General features: G+C 62.9%; 20 protein-coding genes and 3 tRNA genes. 10 read left to right on the forward strand and 13 right to left on the reverse strand.

All coding sequences use genetic code 11. From position 1 onward, the window contains the following. Positions 1-93: 93 nt before the first annotated feature. From ACEWE8_RS02410 to yacG, 4 genes are read left to right on the forward strand one after another with little or no spacing between them, the layout of a single operon-like run. The gene (locus tag ACEWE8_RS02410; RefSeq protein WP_046784638.1) at positions 94-1,302 is read left to right on the forward strand and encodes a type II secretion system F family protein; all 1,209 of its coding nucleotides are present in this window, start codon (positions 94-96) and stop codon (positions 1,300-1,302) included. Between the two features lie 2 nt (positions 1,303-1,304). Then, positions 1,305-2,171: an A24 family peptidase gene (locus ACEWE8_RS02415; RefSeq protein WP_046784639.1), complete on the forward strand. Its 867-nt coding sequence runs from the start codon at positions 1,305-1,307 to the stop codon at positions 2,169-2,171. After that, positions 2,171-2,794, forward strand: coding sequence for a dephospho-CoA kinase (gene coaE, locus ACEWE8_RS02420; protein WP_046784640.1), 624 nt, complete (start codon positions 2,171-2,173; stop codon positions 2,792-2,794). Before ACEWE8_RS02415 ends, coaE begins: the two co-directional genes overlap by 1 nt. Beyond that, on the forward strand, positions 2,791-2,991 hold the full coding sequence (gene yacG, locus ACEWE8_RS02425) for a DNA gyrase inhibitor YacG (protein ID WP_012316341.1): 201 nt from the start codon (positions 2,791-2,793) through the stop codon (positions 2,989-2,991). The genes coaE and yacG overlap by 4 nt, the downstream gene beginning before the upstream one ends. A gap of 130 nt (positions 2,992-3,121) precedes the next feature. On the opposite strand, the gene ACEWE8_RS02430 is transcribed toward yacG, so the two are convergent. Further along, on the reverse strand, positions 3,122-3,862 hold the full coding sequence (locus ACEWE8_RS02430) for an energy-coupling factor ABC transporter permease (protein ID WP_046784641.1): 741 nt from the start codon (positions 3,860-3,862) through the stop codon (positions 3,122-3,124). Between the two features lie 34 nt (positions 3,863-3,896). Between ACEWE8_RS02430 and ACEWE8_RS02435 the strand changes: the two genes are divergently transcribed. The 3 genes from ACEWE8_RS02435 to ACEWE8_RS02445 all read left to right on the forward strand — a co-directional run bounded on the left by ACEWE8_RS02435 (position 3,897) and on the right by ACEWE8_RS02445 (position 6,212). Then, entirely contained in the window at positions 3,897-4,526 is a 630-nt protein-coding gene (locus ACEWE8_RS02435) for a DUF1780 domain-containing protein (protein WP_012316343.1), read from the forward strand. A gap of 132 nt (positions 4,527-4,658) precedes the next feature. After that, on the forward strand, positions 4,659-4,832 hold the full coding sequence (locus tag ACEWE8_RS02440; RefSeq protein ID WP_012316344.1) for a DUF3094 domain-containing protein: 174 nt from the start codon (positions 4,659-4,661) through the stop codon (positions 4,830-4,832). A gap of 84 nt (positions 4,833-4,916) precedes the next feature. Next, entirely contained in the window at positions 4,917-6,212 is a 1,296-nt protein-coding gene (locus ACEWE8_RS02445) for an NAD(P)/FAD-dependent oxidoreductase (protein WP_012316345.1), read from the forward strand. A gap of 119 nt (positions 6,213-6,331) precedes the next feature. Here ACEWE8_RS02445 and ACEWE8_RS02450 read toward each other — a convergent pair. The 6 genes from ACEWE8_RS02450 to rluD form a co-directional block, all read right to left on the reverse strand. Continuing rightward, a tRNA-Lys gene (locus ACEWE8_RS02450) sits at positions 6,332-6,407 on the reverse strand. A 6-nt stretch (positions 6,408-6,413) separates the two neighbouring features. Continuing rightward, positions 6,414-6,490, reverse strand: a tRNA-Pro gene (locus ACEWE8_RS02455). A gap of 4 nt (positions 6,491-6,494) precedes the next feature. Next, positions 6,495-6,570, reverse strand: a tRNA-Asn gene (locus ACEWE8_RS02460). 422 nt (positions 6,571-6,992) lie between these two features. Beyond that, positions 6,993-9,557 (reverse strand): ATP-dependent chaperone ClpB, encoded by a 2,565-nt coding sequence (gene clpB / locus ACEWE8_RS02465; protein ID WP_046784643.1) that lies wholly within the window; start codon positions 9,555-9,557, stop codon positions 6,993-6,995. 186 nt (positions 9,558-9,743) lie between these two features. After that, complete coding sequence (gene pgeF, locus ACEWE8_RS02470; protein WP_046784644.1) at positions 9,744-10,484, reverse strand: peptidoglycan editing factor PgeF; 741 nt, start codon at positions 10,482-10,484, stop codon at positions 9,744-9,746. Then, on the reverse strand, positions 10,481-11,443 hold the full coding sequence (gene rluD / locus ACEWE8_RS02475) for a 23S rRNA pseudouridine(1911/1915/1917) synthase RluD (protein ID WP_039602973.1): 963 nt from the start codon (positions 11,441-11,443) through the stop codon (positions 10,481-10,483). Before rluD ends, pgeF begins: the two co-directional genes overlap by 4 nt. A 147-nt stretch (positions 11,444-11,590) precedes the next feature. Between rluD and ACEWE8_RS02480 the strand changes: the two genes are divergently transcribed. Together ACEWE8_RS02480 and ACEWE8_RS02485 are read left to right on the forward strand one after the other, a co-directional pair. After that, positions 11,591-12,610 (forward strand): outer membrane protein assembly factor BamD, encoded by a 1,020-nt coding sequence (locus ACEWE8_RS02480; protein WP_046784645.1) that lies wholly within the window; start codon positions 11,591-11,593, stop codon positions 12,608-12,610. 93 nt (positions 12,611-12,703) lie between these two features. Further along, on the forward strand, positions 12,704-12,934 hold the full coding sequence (locus tag ACEWE8_RS02485) for a PP0621 family protein (RefSeq protein WP_012316350.1): 231 nt from the start codon (positions 12,704-12,706) through the stop codon (positions 12,932-12,934). Positions 12,935-13,039: 105 nt separating this feature from the next. Here the strand turns inward: ACEWE8_RS02485 and thiO are convergent, their stop codons facing one another. The 5 genes from thiO to ACEWE8_RS02510 are packed head-to-tail and all read right to left on the reverse strand — an operon-like array spanning position 13,040 to position 15,905. After that, entirely contained in the window at positions 13,040-14,137 is a 1,098-nt protein-coding gene (thiO, locus tag ACEWE8_RS02490; RefSeq protein WP_046784646.1) for a glycine oxidase ThiO, read from the reverse strand. A gap of 53 nt (positions 14,138-14,190) precedes the next feature. Continuing rightward, positions 14,191-14,580, reverse strand: a complete 390-nt coding sequence (locus tag ACEWE8_RS02495; RefSeq protein WP_046784647.1) for a type IV pilin protein — start codon at positions 14,578-14,580, stop codon at positions 14,191-14,193. Position 14,581: 1 nt separating this feature from the next. Then, positions 14,582-15,055 (reverse strand): hypothetical protein, encoded by a 474-nt coding sequence (locus ACEWE8_RS02500; RefSeq protein WP_046784648.1) that lies wholly within the window; start codon positions 15,053-15,055, stop codon positions 14,582-14,584. After that, positions 15,052-15,699, reverse strand: coding sequence for a PilW family protein (locus ACEWE8_RS02505; protein WP_046784649.1), 648 nt, complete (start codon positions 15,697-15,699; stop codon positions 15,052-15,054). Before ACEWE8_RS02505 ends, ACEWE8_RS02500 begins: the two co-directional genes overlap by 4 nt. Next, positions 15,696-15,905: a prepilin-type N-terminal cleavage/methylation domain-containing protein gene (locus ACEWE8_RS02510; protein ID WP_046784650.1), complete on the reverse strand. Its 210-nt coding sequence runs from the start codon at positions 15,903-15,905 to the stop codon at positions 15,696-15,698. The genes ACEWE8_RS02505 and ACEWE8_RS02510 overlap by 4 nt, the downstream gene beginning before the upstream one ends. A gap of 109 nt (positions 15,906-16,014) precedes the next feature. Between ACEWE8_RS02510 and ACEWE8_RS02515 the strand changes: the two genes are divergently transcribed. Next, positions 16,015-16,488, forward strand: coding sequence for a GspH/FimT family pseudopilin (locus tag ACEWE8_RS02515; protein ID WP_395589215.1), 474 nt, complete (start codon positions 16,015-16,017; stop codon positions 16,486-16,488). Here the strand turns inward: ACEWE8_RS02515 and ispH are convergent, their stop codons facing one another. Further along, on the reverse strand, positions 16,489-17,436 hold the full coding sequence (gene ispH, locus ACEWE8_RS02520; protein ID WP_012316357.1) for a 4-hydroxy-3-methylbut-2-enyl diphosphate reductase: 948 nt from the start codon (positions 17,434-17,436) through the stop codon (positions 16,489-16,491). Positions 17,437-17,438: the final 2 nt, after the last annotated feature.

The raw sequence follows: 17,438 nt of genomic DNA on the forward strand, positions 1-17,438 counted from the left end.
GAACTACTCTAGTGAGCATCGCCAATGCGCGCCCCTTCATGGACACGACAAGCTGTTTCCAGGCTTGTCACACGGGCAGAAAAGGACCTTTGCATGAACCATTCAACACAGCTCTATGCCTGGCAGGGCATCGATGCCAATGGCGCAGAAGTGCGCGGGCAGATGGCTGGGCGCAGCCCGGCCTATGTGCGGGCCGGGCTGCAGCGCCAGGGTATTCGCGTGGCTAGTTTGCGCCCCGCAGGCGGGCTGGTATGGCGCTGGCCTGCACGTAGGGTAAAGAGCGACCCTGCGGGTTTCAGCCGGCAGTTGGCAACGTTGCTGAGGGCGGGTGTACCGCTGCTGCAGGCCTTCCAGGTGATGGGCCGCAGTGGGTGCAGCGCGGGGCAGGCGGCGTTGCTGGAACGTTTGAAACAGGATGTGGCGGCGGGGTTGGGGCTGGCGGATGCGTTGCAGCGCCACCCGCAGTGGTTCGACGGGCTGTACTGCAACCTGGTACGCGTGGGCGAGCAATCCGGCACCCTCGACCGGCAGCTTGAGCAACTGGCGGGCATGCTGGAGCAGCGCCAGGCACTGCTCAAACGGGTGCGCAAGGCGATGCTGTATCCGCTGCTGCTGTTGCTCACCGGCCTGGGCGTGTCGGCGGTGCTGTTGCTGGAAGTGATTCCGCGCTTTGAAAGTCTGTTTGCCGGCTTTGATGCTGCGTTGCCGGCGTTCACGCAATGGGTCATCGACTTGTCCACAGGGCTGGGCCGCCATGGGCCGCTGCTGTTGATAACCCTGCTTGTGGTGGCATTGGGTATGCGCCAGCTGTATCGGCAGCATGCGCCAGCACGCCTGTGGATATCTTGCCAGGTACTGCGCCTGCCGGTGTTCGGTCGGCTGCTGGGGCAAGCGGCGCTCGCCCGTTTTGCACGCAGCCTGGCTACGGCGTATGCCGCTGGGGTACCGCTGCTGGATGGGCTGGGCACCGTGGCCAGGGCCTGTGGGGGCGAGCTGCACGAGCGGGCCATTTTGCGGCTGCGCCAGGGCATGGCCAATGGGCAAGGGCTGCATCAGGCGATGGCGGCTGAGCCGTTGTTCCCGCCGCTGCTGGTGCAGCTGACGGCCATCGGTGAATCAAGCGGCACCCTGGACCAGATGCTGGAAAAAGCCGCCAGCCTTTACGAGGAACAGGTCAGCCAGGCGCTGGACCAGTTGACCAGCCTGCTGGAGCCAGCCATCGTGCTGGTCCTGGGCCTGCTGGTCGGTGGCCTAGTGGTGGCGATGTACCTGCCGATCTTCCAGTTGGGTAGTTTGATCTGAACATGACTTTATGGACTTTACTGGCCGAACAGCCGGCGTATTTCTTCACCCTGGCGACCTTGCTTGGCCTGTTGGTCGGCAGCTTCATCAATGTGGTGGCGTATCGGCTGCCGATCATGCTGGAGCGCCAATGGCAGCGTGAAGCGCAGGAGGCGCTGGGGCTGCCGACCGATGAGCATGAGCGCTTCGACCTGTGCCTGCCCGCTTCACGTTGCCCGCACTGTGGGCATGCGATTCGTGCCTGGGAGAATATTCCGGTGCTCAGTTACCTGGCCTTGCGCGGGCGCTGCTCTGCGTGCAAACAGCCTATCGGCTCACGGTACCCGCTGGTGGAGCTGGCCTGCGCCTTGCTGTCGCTGACGGTGGCCTGGCATTCCGGTGCCGGGATGGAGGCACTGGCCTTGCTGGCCTTTACCTGGAGCCTGCTGGCGCTGAGCCTTATCGACCACGACAAGCAGATACTGCCGGATGTGCTGGTGCTGCCAACGCTGTGGCTGGGGCTGATCGTCAATGTTTTCGATACCGTGGTGCCATTGTCCGATGCCGTCTGGGGCGCGGTGGCCGGTTATCTCAGCCTGTGGATAGTGTATTGGCTGTTCAAGCTGATCACCGGCAAGGAAGGTATGGGTTACGGCGATTTCAAGCTGCTGGCGCTGATCGGGGCCTGGGGCGGCTGGCAGGTAGTGCCGCTGACCTTGATGCTGTCGTCGCTGGTCGGGGCGGTGGTGGGGCTATGCATGTTGCGCCTGCGCAGCCATTCGATGGGTACGGCGATACCTTTTGGTCCTTATCTGGCCATTGCGGGGTGGATTGCCGTGCTCTGGGGTGATGAAATATACGCCTCATACCTGCAACTGCTTGGATTCTGATGACCACTGCGCCGTTCACCCCCTGGATTCTCGGCCTCACCGGCGGCATTGGCAGCGGCAAGAGCGCTGCCGCCGAGCGCTTCGTCGAGCTTGGTGTGCACCTGGTCGATGCCGACCAGGCAGCGCGTTGGGTCGTGGAGCCCGGCCGCCCGGCCCTGGCCAGCATTGTCGAGCGCTTTGGCCCGGGCGTGCTGCTGGAGGACGGCCAGCTCGATCGCACAGCGTTGCGCCAGTTGATCTTCGCCGACCCGGCCCAGCGCAAATGGCTTGAACAGCTGCTGCACCCACTGATCGGGCAGGAGATATTCAGCTACCTGGCCAAGGCTGAGTCGCCGTATGCGGTGTATGTGTCGCCGTTGCTGATCGAGTCTGGCCAGTACCAGAAAACCCAGCGAGTGCTGGTGATCGATGCACCGCAAGCGCTGCAGGTAGCGCGCACCTTGCAGCGGGACAACACCAGCCCCGAGCAGGTGCAAGCCATCCTCAAGGCGCAGTTGGCCCGCGACGAGCGCTTGCGCCATGCCGATGATGTGGTGGTCAACGACAGTGACCTTGCCGCGCTGCATGCGCAGATCGACCATCTGCACCACTTTTACCTGACTTTACGAGGAGGCCAGCCATGAGCCAGCCATTGACCGTCGATTGCCCTACCTGTGGCGCACCTGTGGAATGGGACGCGAAGAACGCGTTCCGGCCGTTCTGCTCTGACCGTTGCAAGTTGATCGACCTGGGTGCCTGGGCGGCTGAGGAGCACAAGATTGCGGGGTCGCAAGAGTCCGAGGATGAGTTGTATTCGGGCGACCTGGAGCCGCGGCACTAAGGCGCCGCATCGGGACCGGTAGGCGCGGCCTTGTGTCGCGAAAGGGCTGCGCAGCGGCCCTCGATGTTTCGGCATTGATGCAACAATTGCTGGGGCCGCTCTGCGGCCCTTTCGCGACACAAGGCCGCTGCTACTCGTCCTTCCACGGTGCCTGCAGGTACCGCGTGCGGTTGAATGTCTCCAGCCACTCCGGGCAGAACACCACCAGCGCACTGACCACCATGCCGTTGATGAACGCCTCCGGGAACATCATCAGCCACAGGTAGCCGACAAAGTCGCTGAGCCACTCCGGCATGGCGAAACGCCCGTCCAGCCACAGCAGCCCCAACCCGGCCAGCACGCACACCAGCACGGTCAGTGCTGCGGGAAAGAACCCCGAGCAAAAGATATAAACGAAGAGGTTACGCGGCTGCGCCCGCTCGACCAGGATGGCGCACACCTCGGTGATCAGCACCGGCAGGCCGATCAGCAGCAGGCCATTGATACCAAGCGCTGCCAGGTCCTGGCGCCCCAGCGCCAACAAGCCGAGCTGGGCCAGAAACCCGCCAAGTACCGCCAGCGGCCAGTCCAGCAACAACGTCACGGCGGTCATGCCGATGAAGTGGTACGACACACCGGTGTCGAAGTCGCGCCGGACCAGCCAAAGTGCAAACAGGCAGAACACCGTACCGAACAGCAGGTGCTGCCGGCGGCTGTCGGCGAACAGTTCCAGCCAGCGGGTGCGGCTGGCCGCCCACAGCAGCAAAGGGACGAACCCAACCCAACCGAGCGTGAGGCTGGTGCTGGACAACACTTGCGCGCTGATCACTTGACGAATGCCCCTGTCGAGACTGTGGACATACCTGAGTCTACACCCATTCAAAAACAGCATCTTATCGTCATGGTTTAGCGTCTAAGCTGTGAGCATGGATGACTCAGACTACCTGCGCCTGCTCACCATCCAGGCCGAACAAGCCAATGCATTCCTCTCCAATGCTCGCAAATGGGAGCGGGAGCGTTGGGTATGCCAGCGCCTGCTGCAGGGGCTGAACATCCCCTATCGCAGTGAAGATTTCACCCCAGCCGGCCAGGAGCCGCCCGACGTGCTGTTCCGCGATGCGTCGTTCGAGGTGTTTTTCGTGCTCGACGAAGGCCGCCGGCTCAATGATGAGTGGCGCGAAGAGCTGCAGCGAAGGCGCAGCGCCTTTTCACTGGCCCAGCTGGTGCGGCGCGAGGCGCGGCCCAGGCGTATCGCCGCCACCGAGCTGCTGGCGCGGCTGGCGCCCACCTTGCGCAAAAAGGCGCACAACTATCGCGAACGCGGGCTGGACCTGAGCGAGCTGGACATCATCGCCTTCGCCAGCCTCAAGCGTGAAGTGCTCGACCTCAACACCCACTTTCCGCCGCCCACCGAGTACCTGCGTCAGGGTTGGCGCTCGCTGTCGCTGGTGGGGCCAACCTTTGCCCGGGTGCTGTTCGCCCACCCCGATGCTCCGGACTTTCTGCGCGGCAACCTGGGGCGCAGCATCGTGTTCGACGTGGGCATCAGTCTTTGATCCAGTGCCGAGAGTCTTTGCGATGGCGTACACTCGGCGCCAGGGATAGAAAGCTTTATCATTTGTCTCAAGTACTTGCCAGAGCGCTGTAGCGTTCAGGCAGTCACATACGTCTACCTGACGAGGCCCACCATGACCAGCCGACTGAATCCGGAAGATCAGCGTCGTGTCGATGAGTATCTGCGAGCCCCTCAGCACCAAGTCGAGCGCAAGCCATTCCGGCCGTGGCTGCTCCTTGTGCTGGTGGTGGCCGTGACCATCGGGCTGGGCCTTATCAGCCGCCTGTTGAGTGGACTGGTGCTATGAGCTGCCTCGCGCTCGCCCTCCCCTCGTGCAGTTTGCGGCCGGCCCCTGGGGCCACGAATTCCGTAAACCTTATGAGATATCCCCATGACTCATCGCATCGTGATTGTCGGCGGCGGCGCCGGCGGCCTGGAACTGGCGACCCGCCTGGGTAAAACCCTCGGCAAGCGCAAGCAGGCCGAGATCACCCTGGTCGACGCCAACCTCACGCACATCTGGAAGCCGCTGCTGCACGAAGTGGCCGCCGGCTCGCTCAACTCCTCGGAAGACGAACTGAACTACGTGGCCCAGGCCAAGTGGAACCACTTCAACTTCCAGCTGGGGCGCATGAGCGGCCTGGACCGTGAAGGCAAGCAGATCCAGCTGGCCGCCACCCTCGATGAAGAGGGCCGCGAGCTGGTGCCTGCGCGCACATTGCGCTATGACACCCTGGTCATTGCCGTGGGCAGCAACACCAACGACTTCGGTACCCTTGGCGCGGCGCAGCACTGCCTGTTCCTGGACACCCGCAAGCAGGCCGAGCGTTTCCACCAGCAACTGCTCAACCACTACCTGCGTGCCCATGCGGGTGACCAGGCCAGCGAGAAAATCAGCGTGGCGATCGTCGGCGCCGGTGCCACCGGTGTGGAACTGGCGGCCGAACTGCACCACGCAGCGCATGAACTGGCGGCTTATGGCCTGGACCGTATCCAGCCAAAAGACATGCACATCACCGTGATCGAGGCGGGCCCGCGCGTGCTGCCGGCGCTGCCAGAGCGCATCAGCGTGCCGGTGCACAAGACCCTGGAAAAGCTCGGCGTGACGGTGATGACCAACGCTGCCGTCAGCGAAGTGACCGCCGATGGCCTGAAGACCGCCAACGGCGAAGTGATCCAGGCCAGCCTCAAGGTGTGGGCGGCCGGTATTCGTGCGCCGGGCTTCCTCAAGGATATCGACGGCCTGGAAACCAACCGTATCAACCAGCTGGTGGTGCGCCCTACCCTGCAAACCACCCGCGACGATGACATCTTCGCCTTCGGTGACTGTGCAGCCTGCCCGCAACCGGGCAGCGACCGCAACGTGCCGCCACGCGCCCAGGCAGCGCACCAGCAGGCCGAGATGCTGGCCAAGAGCCTGAAAGCGCGCCTGGAGAACAAGCCGCTGCCGACCTATGCCTACAAGGATTACGGTTCGCTGGTGTCGCTGTCGCGCTTCTCGGCGGTGGGTAACCTGATGGGCAACCTGATGGGTAGCGTGAAGCTGGAAGGCTGGCTGGCGCGGATGTTTTATGTGTCGCTTTACCGCATGCACCAGATGGCGCTGTACGGGTTCTTCCGCACGGCGATGATGATGCTGGGAAGCAAAATTGGGAGGGGCACTGAGCCGCGACTGAAGCTGCACTGATCGTGTAGAAAGGGGGCCGCTGATGCGGCCCTTTTTTTTGCTTCCGGTTGGCGGTACTGGCCAAAACTTTTCGCGAGACAAAAGAAAAAGGGCATCTCAGTCGAGATGCCCTTTTTACATGGTGGGTCGTGTAGGATTCGAACCTACGACCAATTGGTTAAAAGCCAACTGCTCTACCAACTGAGCTAACGACCCTGAAAATGGTCGGGGTGAGGGGATTCGAACTCCTGACATCCTGCTCCCAAAGCAGGCGCGCTACCGGACTGCGCTACACCCCGAGATTGGCTCCGCGACCTGGACTCGAACCAGGGACCCAATGATTAACAGTCATTTGCTCTACCGACTGAGCTATCGCGGAACTGAACTTCGGTACATCTTTACAGCTTCGAAGTCTGTGTTAGCTTCGATCTCTTTGGCTATCCGCTTTCGCGTTGTCGCTGCTGAGGCCGGCTATTCTACATTCTTCGTTTTGCTTGTCAACCACTTTTTTTCATTCAACTTACTGATTTCTAAGTTGTTTTGCGGTCACCGATGTTGCTGGTGATTCGCTTAGTGCCTGACAACGCGGCGTATATTAGGGGCACTCTAATTTCTGTGCAAGCGTTTTTTTCAAAAATTTCAGCAAGTTATGGAAAAAACTGGCGAGGCCCCGATTTTGCTGGGTTTGGCCGGGGCTGTTCGCCGGCAAGCCGCCCCCCACAGGGTTCCCCGTGGGCTGCCGAAACGCTGCGGCCTTAAAAAAGCCCCGCAGGTGCGGGGCTAGTTTTTGCAGCGAAGGGATCAGGCGAACACGATTTCTTCGCCTTCCACCTTGGCAGTGATCGCCGAACCCGGCATGAATTTGCCGGCCAGGATCATTTGCGCCAGCGGGTTCTCGATCCAGCGCTGGATCGCCCGCTTCAGCGGCCGGGCGCCATACACCGGGTCGTAACCCACCGCGATCAGCTTGTCCAACGCCTCCGGGCTCAGGCTCAAGGCCAGCTCGCGCTCGCTCAGGCGGCTGCGCAGGCGGCCAAGCTGGATCTCGGTGATGCCGGCGATCTGCTCGCGGCCCAAGGGCTCGAACACCACCACTTCGTCGATCCGGTTGACGAACTCCGGACGGAAGTGCGCACCCACCGCATCCATCACTGCCGCACGCTGCGCTTCGCGATCACCGGCCAGCTCCTGGATCTGCGCCGAGCCCAGGTTGGAGGTCATCACGATCACCGTGTTGCGGAAGTCCACCGTACGGCCATGGCTGTCGGTCAGGCGGCCATCCTCGAGCACCTGCAGCAGCACGTTGAACACATCCGGGTGGGCTTTCTCCACTTCATCCAGCAGCACCACCGAGTAAGGCTTGCGCCGTACCGCTTCGGTCAGGTAACCGCCCTCTTCATAACCTACATAGCCTGGTGGGGCGCCGATCAGGCGAGCCACGGAGTGTTTCTCCATGAACTCGGACATGTCGATCCGCACCATGGCCTCTTCGGTGTCGAACAGGAATTCGGCCAGGGCCTTGCACAGCTCGGTCTTGCCCACACCGGTCGGGCCGAGGAACATGAACGAACCACTCGGGCGGTTCGGGTCGGAAAGGCCGGCACGCGAACGGCGTACGGCGTTGGCTACGGCGGTCACCGCCTCGTGCTGGCCGATCACGCGCTGGTGCAGCAGGTCTTCCATTTTCAGCAGTTTTTCGCGCTCGCCTTCCAGCATCTTGGCCACCGGGATGCCGGTCCACTTGGACACTACTTCGGCAATCTCTTCCTCGGTCACCTTGTTGCGCAGCAGCTGGTTTTCGGTCTTGCCATGCTGGTCGACCATCTGCAGGCTGCGCTCCAGGTCCGGGATAACCCCGTACTGCAGTTCGGCCATGCGGTTCAGGTCGCCTTTGCGACGGGCCGCTTCCAGCTCCTGGCGGGCTTGCTCGATCTTTTGCTGGATCTGCGCCGAGCCCTGCACTTCTGCCTTCTCGGACGCCCAGATTTCTTCCAGGTCGGAATACTCACGCTCAAGGCGCTCGATTTCCTCGGTCAGCTTCTCCAGGCGCTTCTTGGCTGCTTCGTCTTCTTCTTTCTTCAGCGCCTGGGATTCCACCTTCAGCTGGATCAGGCGACGGTCGAGGCGGTCGAGCACTTCCGGCTTGGAGTCGATCTCCATGCGGATACGGCTGGCCGCTTCGTCGATCAGGTCGATGGCCTTGTCCGGCAGCTGGCGGTCGGTGATGTAGCGGTGGCTGAGCTTGGCCGCAGCAATGATCGCGCCGTCGGTGATGGCCACCTTGTGGTGCACTTCATAGCGCTCTTTGAGGCCACGCAGGATGGCGATGGTGTCTTCCTCGCTCGGCTCCTCCACCAGTACCTTCTGGAAGCGCCGCTCCAGGGCGGCGTCCTTCTCGATGAACTGGCGGTATTCGTTGAGCGTGGTGGCACCGACGCAATGCAGTTCACCACGGGCCAGCGCCGGCTTGAGCATGTTGCCGGCGTCCATGGCGCCTTCGCCTTTACCGGCACCGACCATGGTGTGCAGCTCGTCGATGAACAGGATGATCTGGCCTTCCTGCTTGGACAGCTCGTTGAGCAACGACTTGAGGCGCTCTTCGAACTCACCGCGGTACTTGGCACCGGCGATCAGCGCACCCATGTCCAGCGCCAGCAGGCGCTTGCCCTTGAGGCCGTCCGGCACTTCACCGTTGATAATGCGCTGGGCCAGGCCTTCGGCGATAGCAGTCTTGCCCACGCCGGGTTCGCCGATCAGCACGGGGTTGTTCTTGGTACGGCGCTGCAGCACCTGCACGGTGCGGCGGATTTCGTCGTCACGGCCGATGACCGGGTCCAGCTTGCCCTCTTCAGCACGCTTGGTCAGGTCGACGGTGTACTTGTCCAGCGCCTGGCGCGACTCTTCGGCATTGGCGTCGTTCACCGCCGCGCCGCCGCGCAGGTTGTTGATGGCGTTTTCCAGGGCCTTCTTGCTCACGCCTTGGCTGAGCAGCAGCTTGCCGAGCTTGCTGTTCTCATCCATGGCGGCGAGCAGCACCAGCTCGCTGGAAATGAACTGGTCGCCCTTCTGCTGGGCCAGGCGGTCGGCCTGGTTGAGCAGGCGCGCCAAGTCCTGCGACATGTTCACATCGCCGGTGGGGTTCTGGATTTTCGGCAGTTGGTCGAGTTCTTTTACCAGTGCCTGGCGCAGGTTGTTGATGTCGAAGCCGACCTGCATGAGCAGTGGCTTGATCGAACCACCTTGCTGCTCGATCAACGCCTGCAACAGGTGCAGGGGTTCGATGGCAGGGTGGTCCATGCCAACGGCCAGGGACTGGGCATCGGATATCGCTAATTGAAGCTTGCTGGTCAAACGGTCTATTCGCATGGGGATACCTTCCTGTAAGGGCAGGTCGGAGCGATGGACAGCGCCTTTGATGAAGAAACCTGCCTGAGATGACCTTATAGATAAGGGTGATTCTGGAAGTTTCAAGCGTAGCGGGGTTGACTAAAGTCAGCTTTATGGATTAGCGGTGCCCCAATCGCCGGCTTGCCGGCGATGAGGCCGGGCCTGTCAGCGAGGATCTAGCCAGACCAAAGAAGCAAACCGCCCACCCTGCGGGGTGCGGCGATAGGAGAAAAACCGCTCATCGCTGACGGTGCAAAAACCACCGCCATAGACCGCAGTAACGCCGCGCGCCGCCAGGCGAATGCGCGCCAGCGCATAGATGTCGGCCATCAGCTTGCCCGGCCGCTCACCCTCGACAAAGGCCTTGGCAGCCTCGGGGTGCACAGCGGTGAAGGCATCCCGCACTTCCAGGCCCACTTCGAATGCCTGCGGGCCGATGGCAGGCCCCAACCACACCAGCACCTCTTCAGGCGGCAATGCCAGGCGCTCCAGCGTGGCTTCCAGCACGCCACCAGCCAGCCCGCGCCAGCCCGCATGTGCGGCAGCCACACGGGTGCCCGCGCGGTCGCAGAACAGCACGGGCAGGCAGTCGGCAGTCATTACGGTGCAGGCAATGCCTGGCTGGTCGGTCCAGCCGGCGTCGGCTTCGGCGACCACCGATGGGTCGGCATCTGCCACGATCACGCCATGCACCTGCTTGAGCCAGGCGGGCTGAATGGCGAATTCGTCGCTCAGGCGGCGGCGGTTCTCGGCGACCGCAAGCGGGTCGTCGCCCACGTGGTCACCGAGGTTGAAGGATGCATAGGGCGGCAGGCTAATGCCACCCTCACGGGTGGTGACACAGGCGCGAACCGAGGCCGGAGCCGGCCAGTCGGGGAACAGCAGCGCCTGCGTCAGGCCACTCATCCGATAAACGCCTCGCGGTCCTGGTTCAGCAGCGACAGCAACCAGACGAAGTCATCCGGCAGTTCCGACGCCCACTCCATGCGCTCACCGGTAGTGGGGTGGTCCAGCGCCAGGAAGCGTGCGTGCAGGGCCTGGCGCGGGAAGGTCTTGACCGCCTCGACCATGGTCGGGCTGGCTGCCGGCGGGATGCGGAAGCGGCCGCCGTAGGTCTGGTCACCGACCAGCGGGAAACCGACATGGGCCATGTGCACACGGATCTGGTGAGTACGGCCGGTTTCCAGCTTGACCCGCACGTGGGTGTGCGAACGGAAGCGCTTGAGCACACGGTAGTGGCTGACCGCCGGCTTGCCGCCTTCGGTCACTGCCATGCGCTGGCGTGCGCCACCGTGACGGCCGATCGGGGCGTTGATCTTGCCGCCGGCAGTCACCACGCCGATCACGATGCACTCGTAGATCCGGCTGACCGTACGGCTCTGCAGCTGCTCGACCAGCTTGGTCTGCGCCTGCAGGGTCTTGGCCACTACCATCAGGCCGGTGGTGTCTTTGTCCAGGCGATGGACAATGCCAGCGCGCGGTACATTGACGATATCCGGCACATGGTGCAGCAAGGCGTTGAGCAATGTGCCACTGGCGTGCCCGGCAGCCGGGTGCACGACCAGCCCGGCCGGCTTGTTGATCACCATGATCTGGTCGTCTTCGTAGACGATGTCCAGCTCGATGTCTTCGGCGATCCACTCGCCCTGGGCCTCTTGCTCGGCCTCAAGTGCAAGCATGGAGCCACCATGGACGGTGTCTCGAGGGCGCACGACGGCACCATCGACCGTCAGGCGGCCCTCTTTGATCCACGAAGTAAGCCGCGAACGCGAGTACTCGGCGAACAATTGGGCGGCGACCTGGTCGAGGCGTTGACCGCCCAGTTCGGACGGTACCTCTGCGCTAAGTTGAATGATCTCGGACATGCTCGATTCGGCGGGCGCACAGCCTTTGGTTTCGGCTGCGAGCTTGTGGTTAAATACGGCTTCTTTTGTCCCGGGGTTGGCCGGGGCGCTCATCATAACAGGACGGCACCGCCCAAGACAGCGGCCGTCAAAGGGACGCAAGCCGCTATGCAAGTGAAACACCTGCTGCTGATCGCCATCCTCGGGCTTACCGCGGCCTGTTCCTCTAATAAAGAGGTCATTGACGAGAACCTCAGCGAGGCCGAGCTGTATCAGCAGGCCCAGGCTGATCTGGACAACTCCAGCTACAACAGCGCCGTGAACAAGCTCAAGGCCCTGGAGTCGCGCTACCCGTTCGGCCGTTACGCCGACCAGGCGCAGCTCGAGCTGATCTACGCCAACTACAAGAATTCCGAGCCCGAGGCTGCCAAGTCGGCTGCCGAGCGCTTCATCCGCCTGCACCCGCAGCACCCGAACGTCGACTACGCCTACTACCTCAAGGGCCTGACCTCGTTCGACCAGGACCGCGGCCTGGTGGCGCGCTTCCTGCCGCTGGACATGACCAAGCGTGACCCGGGTGCCGCCCGCGACTCGTACAACGAATTCGCCCAGCTGACCAGCCGCTTCCCCAACAGCCGCTACGCCCCGGACGCCAAGCAGCGCATGATCTACCTGCGCAACCTGCTGGCGTCTTATGAAATCCACGTGGCCGACTACTACCTGAGCCGCCAGGCTTACGTGGCCGCCGCCAACCGTGGCCGCTACGTGGTGGAAAACTTCCAGGAAACCCCATCGGTCGGCGACGGCCTGGCCGTGATGGTCGAGGCGTACCAGAAGATGCACCTGGACGACCTGGCCGCCACCAGCCTGGAAACCCTCAAGCTCAACTACCCTGACCACCCGAGCCTGGTCGATGGCGAGTTCCAGCCCAAGCAGACCGAGTCTGACGGCCGCGGCTGGCTGTCCAAGGCCACCCTGGGCCTGATCGAGACCGACGCGCCACTGCCACCGGGTGAAACCCGCGCCAACCAGGACGTGGTCCGCCAGTTCCAGGATGCCCGCGCCGAGATGCCGCAGGACTTGCTGCCCAAAGATGAAGACGGCGACCCGATCCTGCCGGAAGGGCCGAAAGAAGCCGAAAAAGACCGCTCCTGGTTCAGCTACATGACCTTTGGTCTGTTCGACTGATTCAACGGGGTGCGAGAAAGGGAGACTGAGGTCTCCCTTTTTTATTGGCCTCGTCCTAGACTGTCGCCTCAATCAATAGACAAGCTGGACACCATGGTTCGCCTACTTTTCTGGATCGCCCTGATCGCCGCCGCGTTCTGGCTGTGGCGCAAATTCAAGATCAGCCAGCAGTCGCCGTCCGAGCCGAAACTCGACGACCCGCTGAAGATGGTGCGCTGCGCCCACTGCGGCGTGCACCTGCCCAATGACCGGGCGCTGCAGCAGGGCAGTCAGTGGTATTGCAGCCAGGCGCACCTTCAGCAAGGGCCTGGCCAGCAGGACTGAGCCAGTACCGCACGGGCCCAATCGCCGGCAAGCCGACTCCCACGCTGTACCTTGTGGGAGCAACTGTCTTGCCGGCGATTGGGCCGCTAAGCGGCCCCAGCGATTTCAGCCAAGACGCCCGGCCGGGGCATAAGGAGCCGGGTCAATGATCGGCTCCACCCCTGTCAGCAAATCAGTAAACAACTGACACGAAGCTGGCGCCAGCACCAACCCATTGCGGTAATGCCCACAGTTCAACCACAACCCGTCATGCCCCGGCACTCGGCCGATATACGGAATGCCTTCAGGCGAACCTGGCCGCAGCCCGGCCCAGTGCGCCACCACCGTGGCATCCGCAAGCTCCGGCAACAACTCTGCCGCTGAAGCCTTGAGGCTCGCCAGTGCATCCTCGGTCGGGGTCTTGTCGTACCCGGCATGCTCCAGCGTGCTGCCCACCAAAATGTGCCCGTCACGGCGCGGAATCGCATAGCGTCCCTTGGCCAGCACCATACTCGGCAAGAAGTCTTCGGCGCACTTGAACAGGATCATCTGGCCTTTCACCGGTTCCACCGGCAGCTCAATGCCCAGCGTGCGCAGCAGGTCGCCGCTCCAGGCGCCAGCGCTGAGCACGACATCATCAGCCTGCAGCACGCCGTCTGCGGTCTGCACGCCAGTCACGCGCTCACCGTCCTGAACAAAGCCGGTGATCTGGCAGTGCTCACGCAAGGTCACGTTGGGCATTGCCAGCAGCGCAGCCTTCAGTGCCTTGACCAGCCGCGGGTTGCGCACATTGGCCACGCCTGCCATGTAGATGGCGCGCTTGAAGCCTGGGCCCAGTACGGGGACCGCGTCATAGGCCGCCGAAATATCCACAGGGCTGAGCGGCCGCCGCTCGCGTTCTGCCCAGGCCAGCGCCTCGGCTTCATCGTCCAGGTCGAGCCAGTACAAGCCGGTGGTGTGGACTTGCGGATCAATACCGGTGCTGGAGAACAGATGCTCACCCAGCTGTGGATAAAAGTCCTGCGACCAGTGCGCCAGGGCAGTGACTGCCTGGCTGTAGCGCCAAGGGTAAAGCGGCGAGACGATACCACCGCCCGCCCAGGACGACTCACGCCCGACCTCGGCCTGGTCACATACCACTACCTGGCCGACCTTCGTCGCCAGGTTGAACGCCGTCAGCAGGCCGATCACCCCGCCGCCGACCACCACTACTTGCTTGTTCATCTGTCGATCCAACACCTGAAGTAAAACCGCGATGCACGGGCATCATTCAACCTTCAGCTCCCCCAGCAGCGCTCAATAGCCCCGGTGCCATCCGGGTTGCTCTGTACACCGGCCTGGTCGAGCTGGAAATCACCGCAGCGATCGTCCGCCATCAAACCATGCGGCAGCCGCCGTGCACGCAGCGTGAAGGTATCGCTGCCGCGTTCGGCATGCAGGCTGTAATGGCGGTTGCCAGCGGGCAATGCCGGTTCGCCCTCGGCGTACTGGCCGGTGCGTACACGGTGGTGTTCCAGGCGCAGGGCAGCGTCATGCAGCAGGCCAACCACTTCGCTGCGTGCGGCTCGCCTGAGCTGGTCGCTGTAACTGGGGTAGGCAATGGCTGCCAGAATGCCGGTGACAGCCACGACAATCAACAACTCGATCAGGCTCAGGCCTTGCTGCATGTCAGTATTCCCTCAGTCTCTGCCGCCAGAGAATCCGCTGCGGCGCCTGTGTTTGAGCCGCTGGCATGGCATACACCGCCTCCAGCACTTGCCTGGCCGCGAGTTGCCGGCTGACTGCGGTCACCCGGTAAAGCATGACGGGTTCATCCCTCGGCCTATGCGCGGCCCGGGTAGTTAGGCCAAGGTTCTGCAACTGGAAGTAACCGCTCTCGCTGGCTTGCCATTGCCCCAGCAAGTCATGCGCGCGCGGGGGTGGCAGGCACGCTTGGCACAACCCAGGCGGCGCGCGCTGCAGTTCGGCCTCTGCGACCAGCAGCGTGGCTTCGGCCTGATCGAATGCCTGCAAACCCTCGCCCAGGTAGCCGGCCATGCGCGTTTCCACCAAGGCATCACGCAACGCCGAAGCCGCCAGCAGGCCAAGCAAAAGGCTGAGGACCAGCGCCAGCAGCAGTACCATGCCACGCTGGCGCTTCATGGCCTGGCAACCGGGTTGCGGATCGCCACACTCATGTCGTAACGCTGCTCGATGCCCAGACCAGGATCGAACAAGGTCAGTTGCACATCCACCCGCTGCCCTTCGGCGGTGTCGACAGGTTCAACGCGCATTTCGCGCACGTGGTCGACCAAGGGCTGAGAGCTGTTGCGCCGCATGAACCTCAGTGTGCTGCCGCGAAGTTGGTAGTGGTGCCGGCTGATGGGAAATGCCAAGGGCAAACCGGGGCTTTGAGCACGCCCCGCGTGCACCTCGGCCTCGCTGATACAATCGGTGTGCAAGGTCCAGTCCGGAGCCCCGGGGTACCCAGGCGGCTCTGCCACTATCAGGCTCAGGCTTGCCGGGCCAACCTGCAAAGGCCGCGCAAACGCTTCTCGCGCAGATGGGTCCCTGAAGTCGCCAGGCTCAAGGCGCAGGCAACCGAACATGCCGGCCATACGGATATCCTGGGCCATACGCAACAATGCCAGACGGGCGTCCGCCTGCATGCGCAACGCAGCAGATTGAAGGAGTGAGCTCTGGTGGGCCGAGATGAAAAGCTGGCTGGCGGCAGTCAGCAGCATCAGGCCGATGGCAAGCGCAAGCATTGCCTCGACCAGGCCGAAACCACTCTGCTCACGCTTCATGGCCGCGGCACCGTCAGCTTGCCAGCGGCCTTGCCCCGTTCAAGCAGCGTATGGGCGCCCAGCGCATCCTGCATATCACGACGCGCACTGTCAGTGGCCTGCAATGCCTGCAGCTGCAACGCTGCGGCAGCGAACATGCCCAGTGCCACCACCGCTACGGCCAACAGTACCTCCAGAAGCGTCATGCCCCGTTGTTTCGTGTGCATCCCTGCACCTCCTGCGATCTTTCCCGCAATTGCCTTGCACCTCACCGACTGGACCTCTTGCCCAACGACCGTGAAGCTACAGCCAAGCACTTCCAGGGAGGAATGCACGGTGAAGCAACAGGGCGTAACACTGATACAAATGATGTTCGGGCTGGCTATGGCGGCGCTGCTGACGCAGCTTGGCATGCCGGCCTACGCGAAATTGAGCGATGACCTGCACAGGGCAGCAGCAGCCCGCGACTTGGCCCAGGCGCTGCGTAGCGCACGCAGCCAGGCGGTAGTGGTGCAGTCTTTGGACAATGATTGGGGCAAGGGCTGGCGCGTGCTGTTGGAACATAACCAGCAGTTGCTGCGCGAGTACCGACTGGCTCGGCCCCAGCGGGTGAAAGCCAATATCGGGAGCCAGGTGAAATTCAGCGCACTGGGTGTGCCATTGGGGAAGAGCAACAACTTGTCAGGGGGGCGGCTGGAGGTCTGTGAGCGCTCGTCTGCAACCAGCCGGCACCGTGTTGTGCTGGCGACCAGCGGTAGGGTCAGCCTGCGCACTGATGAACTGAAAAAGTCCCTGTGCGCAGGCCGCTGATCAGATCAGCGAACGAACCCGCAGCTCTTTGGGCATGGAGAACGTGATGTTCTCCGGGCGCCCGTCAAGCTCTTCGGCGCCCGTGGCACCCCAAGCCTTGAGCTGGTCGATCACGCCACGCACCAGCACTTCGGGGGCCGAAGCGCCAGCAGTGATACCAATCCGCGCAGCCTGGTCGAACCAGCCGCGTTGCATGTCCTCGGCGCCATCGATCAGGTAGGCCGGGGTACCCATGCGCTCGGCCAGCTCACGCAGGCGGTTGGAGTTGGAACTGTTGGGGCTGCCCACCACCAGTACCACATCACACTCACCGGCCAGTTGCTTGACGGCGTCCTGGCGGTTCTGGGTGGCGTAGCAGATGTCGTCTTTGCGCGGGCCGCCGATGTTCGGGAAGCGCGTACGCAGGGCATCGATGACACGGCTGGTGTCGTCCATCGACAGCGTGGTCTGGGTGACGAACGCCAGGTTGTCCGGGTCGCGCACCTGCAGCCGGGCAACATCCTCCTCGTCTTCGACCAGGTAGATGGCACCGCCGTTGCTGGCGTCGTATTGCCCCATGGTGCCTTCGACTTCCGGGTGCCCTTCGTGGCCGATCAGGATGCACTCACGGCCGTCACGGCTGTATTTGGCGACCTCGATATGCACCTTGGTCACCAGCGGGCAGGTGGCGTCGAACACTTTCAGGCCGCGGCCGGCGGCTTCCTGGCGCACGGCCTGGGAAACACCATGGGCGCTGAAAATGACGATGACGTCGTCCGGTACCTGATCCAGTTCTTCGACGAAGATGGCGCCACGGCTGCGCAGGTCTTCCACCACGAACTTGTTGTGCACCACTTCATGGCGCACATAGATCGGCGGGCCGAAGACTTCCAGCGCACGGTTGACGATCTCGATCGCCCGGTCGACCCCTGCGCAGAAACCGCGAGGGTTGGCGAGTTTGATTTGCATGC

It is taken from the genome of Pseudomonas sp. TR47 (assembly GCF_044143025.1).
GTDB lineage: Bacteria > Pseudomonadota > Gammaproteobacteria > Pseudomonadales > Pseudomonadaceae > Aquipseudomonas > Aquipseudomonas putida_E.

Bases quoted from the DNA above. Each gene is read 5' to 3' on its own strand.
- ACEWE8_RS02410 (WP_046784638.1), top strand. From the start codon at position 94: ATGAACCATTCAACACAGCTCTATGCCTGGCAGGGCATCGATGCCAAT.
- ACEWE8_RS02415 (WP_046784639.1), top strand. From the start codon at position 1,305: ATGACTTTATGGACTTTACTGGCCGAACAGCCGGCGTATTTCTTCACC.
- coaE (WP_046784640.1), top strand. From the start codon at position 2,171: ATGACCACTGCGCCGTTCACCCCCTGGATTCTCGGCCTCACCGGCGGC.
- yacG (WP_012316341.1), top strand. From the start codon at position 2,791: ATGAGCCAGCCATTGACCGTCGATTGCCCTACCTGTGGCGCACCTGTG.
- ACEWE8_RS02430 (WP_046784641.1), bottom strand. From the start codon at position 3,862: ATGCTGTTTTTGAATGGGTGTAGACTCAGGTATGTCCACAGTCTCGAC.
- ACEWE8_RS02435 (WP_012316343.1), top strand. From the start codon at position 3,897: ATGGATGACTCAGACTACCTGCGCCTGCTCACCATCCAGGCCGAACAA.
- ACEWE8_RS02440 (WP_012316344.1), top strand. From the start codon at position 4,659: ATGACCAGCCGACTGAATCCGGAAGATCAGCGTCGTGTCGATGAGTAT.
- ACEWE8_RS02445 (WP_012316345.1), top strand. From the start codon at position 4,917: ATGACTCATCGCATCGTGATTGTCGGCGGCGGCGCCGGCGGCCTGGAA.
- clpB (WP_046784643.1), bottom strand. From the start codon at position 9,557: ATGCGAATAGACCGTTTGACCAGCAAGCTTCAATTAGCGATATCCGAT.
- pgeF (WP_046784644.1), bottom strand. From the start codon at position 10,484: ATGAGTGGCCTGACGCAGGCGCTGCTGTTCCCCGACTGGCCGGCTCCG.
- rluD (WP_039602973.1), bottom strand. From the start codon at position 11,443: ATGTCCGAGATCATTCAACTTAGCGCAGAGGTACCGTCCGAACTGGGC.
- ACEWE8_RS02480 (WP_046784645.1), top strand. From the start codon at position 11,591: ATGCAAGTGAAACACCTGCTGCTGATCGCCATCCTCGGGCTTACCGCG.
- ACEWE8_RS02485 (WP_012316350.1), top strand. From the start codon at position 12,704: ATGGTTCGCCTACTTTTCTGGATCGCCCTGATCGCCGCCGCGTTCTGG.
- thiO (WP_046784646.1), bottom strand. From the start codon at position 14,137: ATGAACAAGCAAGTAGTGGTGGTCGGCGGCGGGGTGATCGGCCTGCTG.
- ACEWE8_RS02495 (WP_046784647.1), bottom strand. From the start codon at position 14,580: ATGCAGCAAGGCCTGAGCCTGATCGAGTTGTTGATTGTCGTGGCTGTC.
- ACEWE8_RS02500 (WP_046784648.1), bottom strand. From the start codon at position 15,055: ATGAAGCGCCAGCGTGGCATGGTACTGCTGCTGGCGCTGGTCCTCAGC.
- ACEWE8_RS02505 (WP_046784649.1), bottom strand. From the start codon at position 15,699: ATGAAGCGTGAGCAGAGTGGTTTCGGCCTGGTCGAGGCAATGCTTGCG.
- ACEWE8_RS02510 (WP_046784650.1), bottom strand. From the start codon at position 15,905: ATGCACACGAAACAACGGGGCATGACGCTTCTGGAGGTACTGTTGGCC.
- ispH (WP_012316357.1), bottom strand. From the start codon at position 17,436: ATGCAAATCAAACTCGCCAACCCTCGCGGTTTCTGCGCAGGGGTCGAC.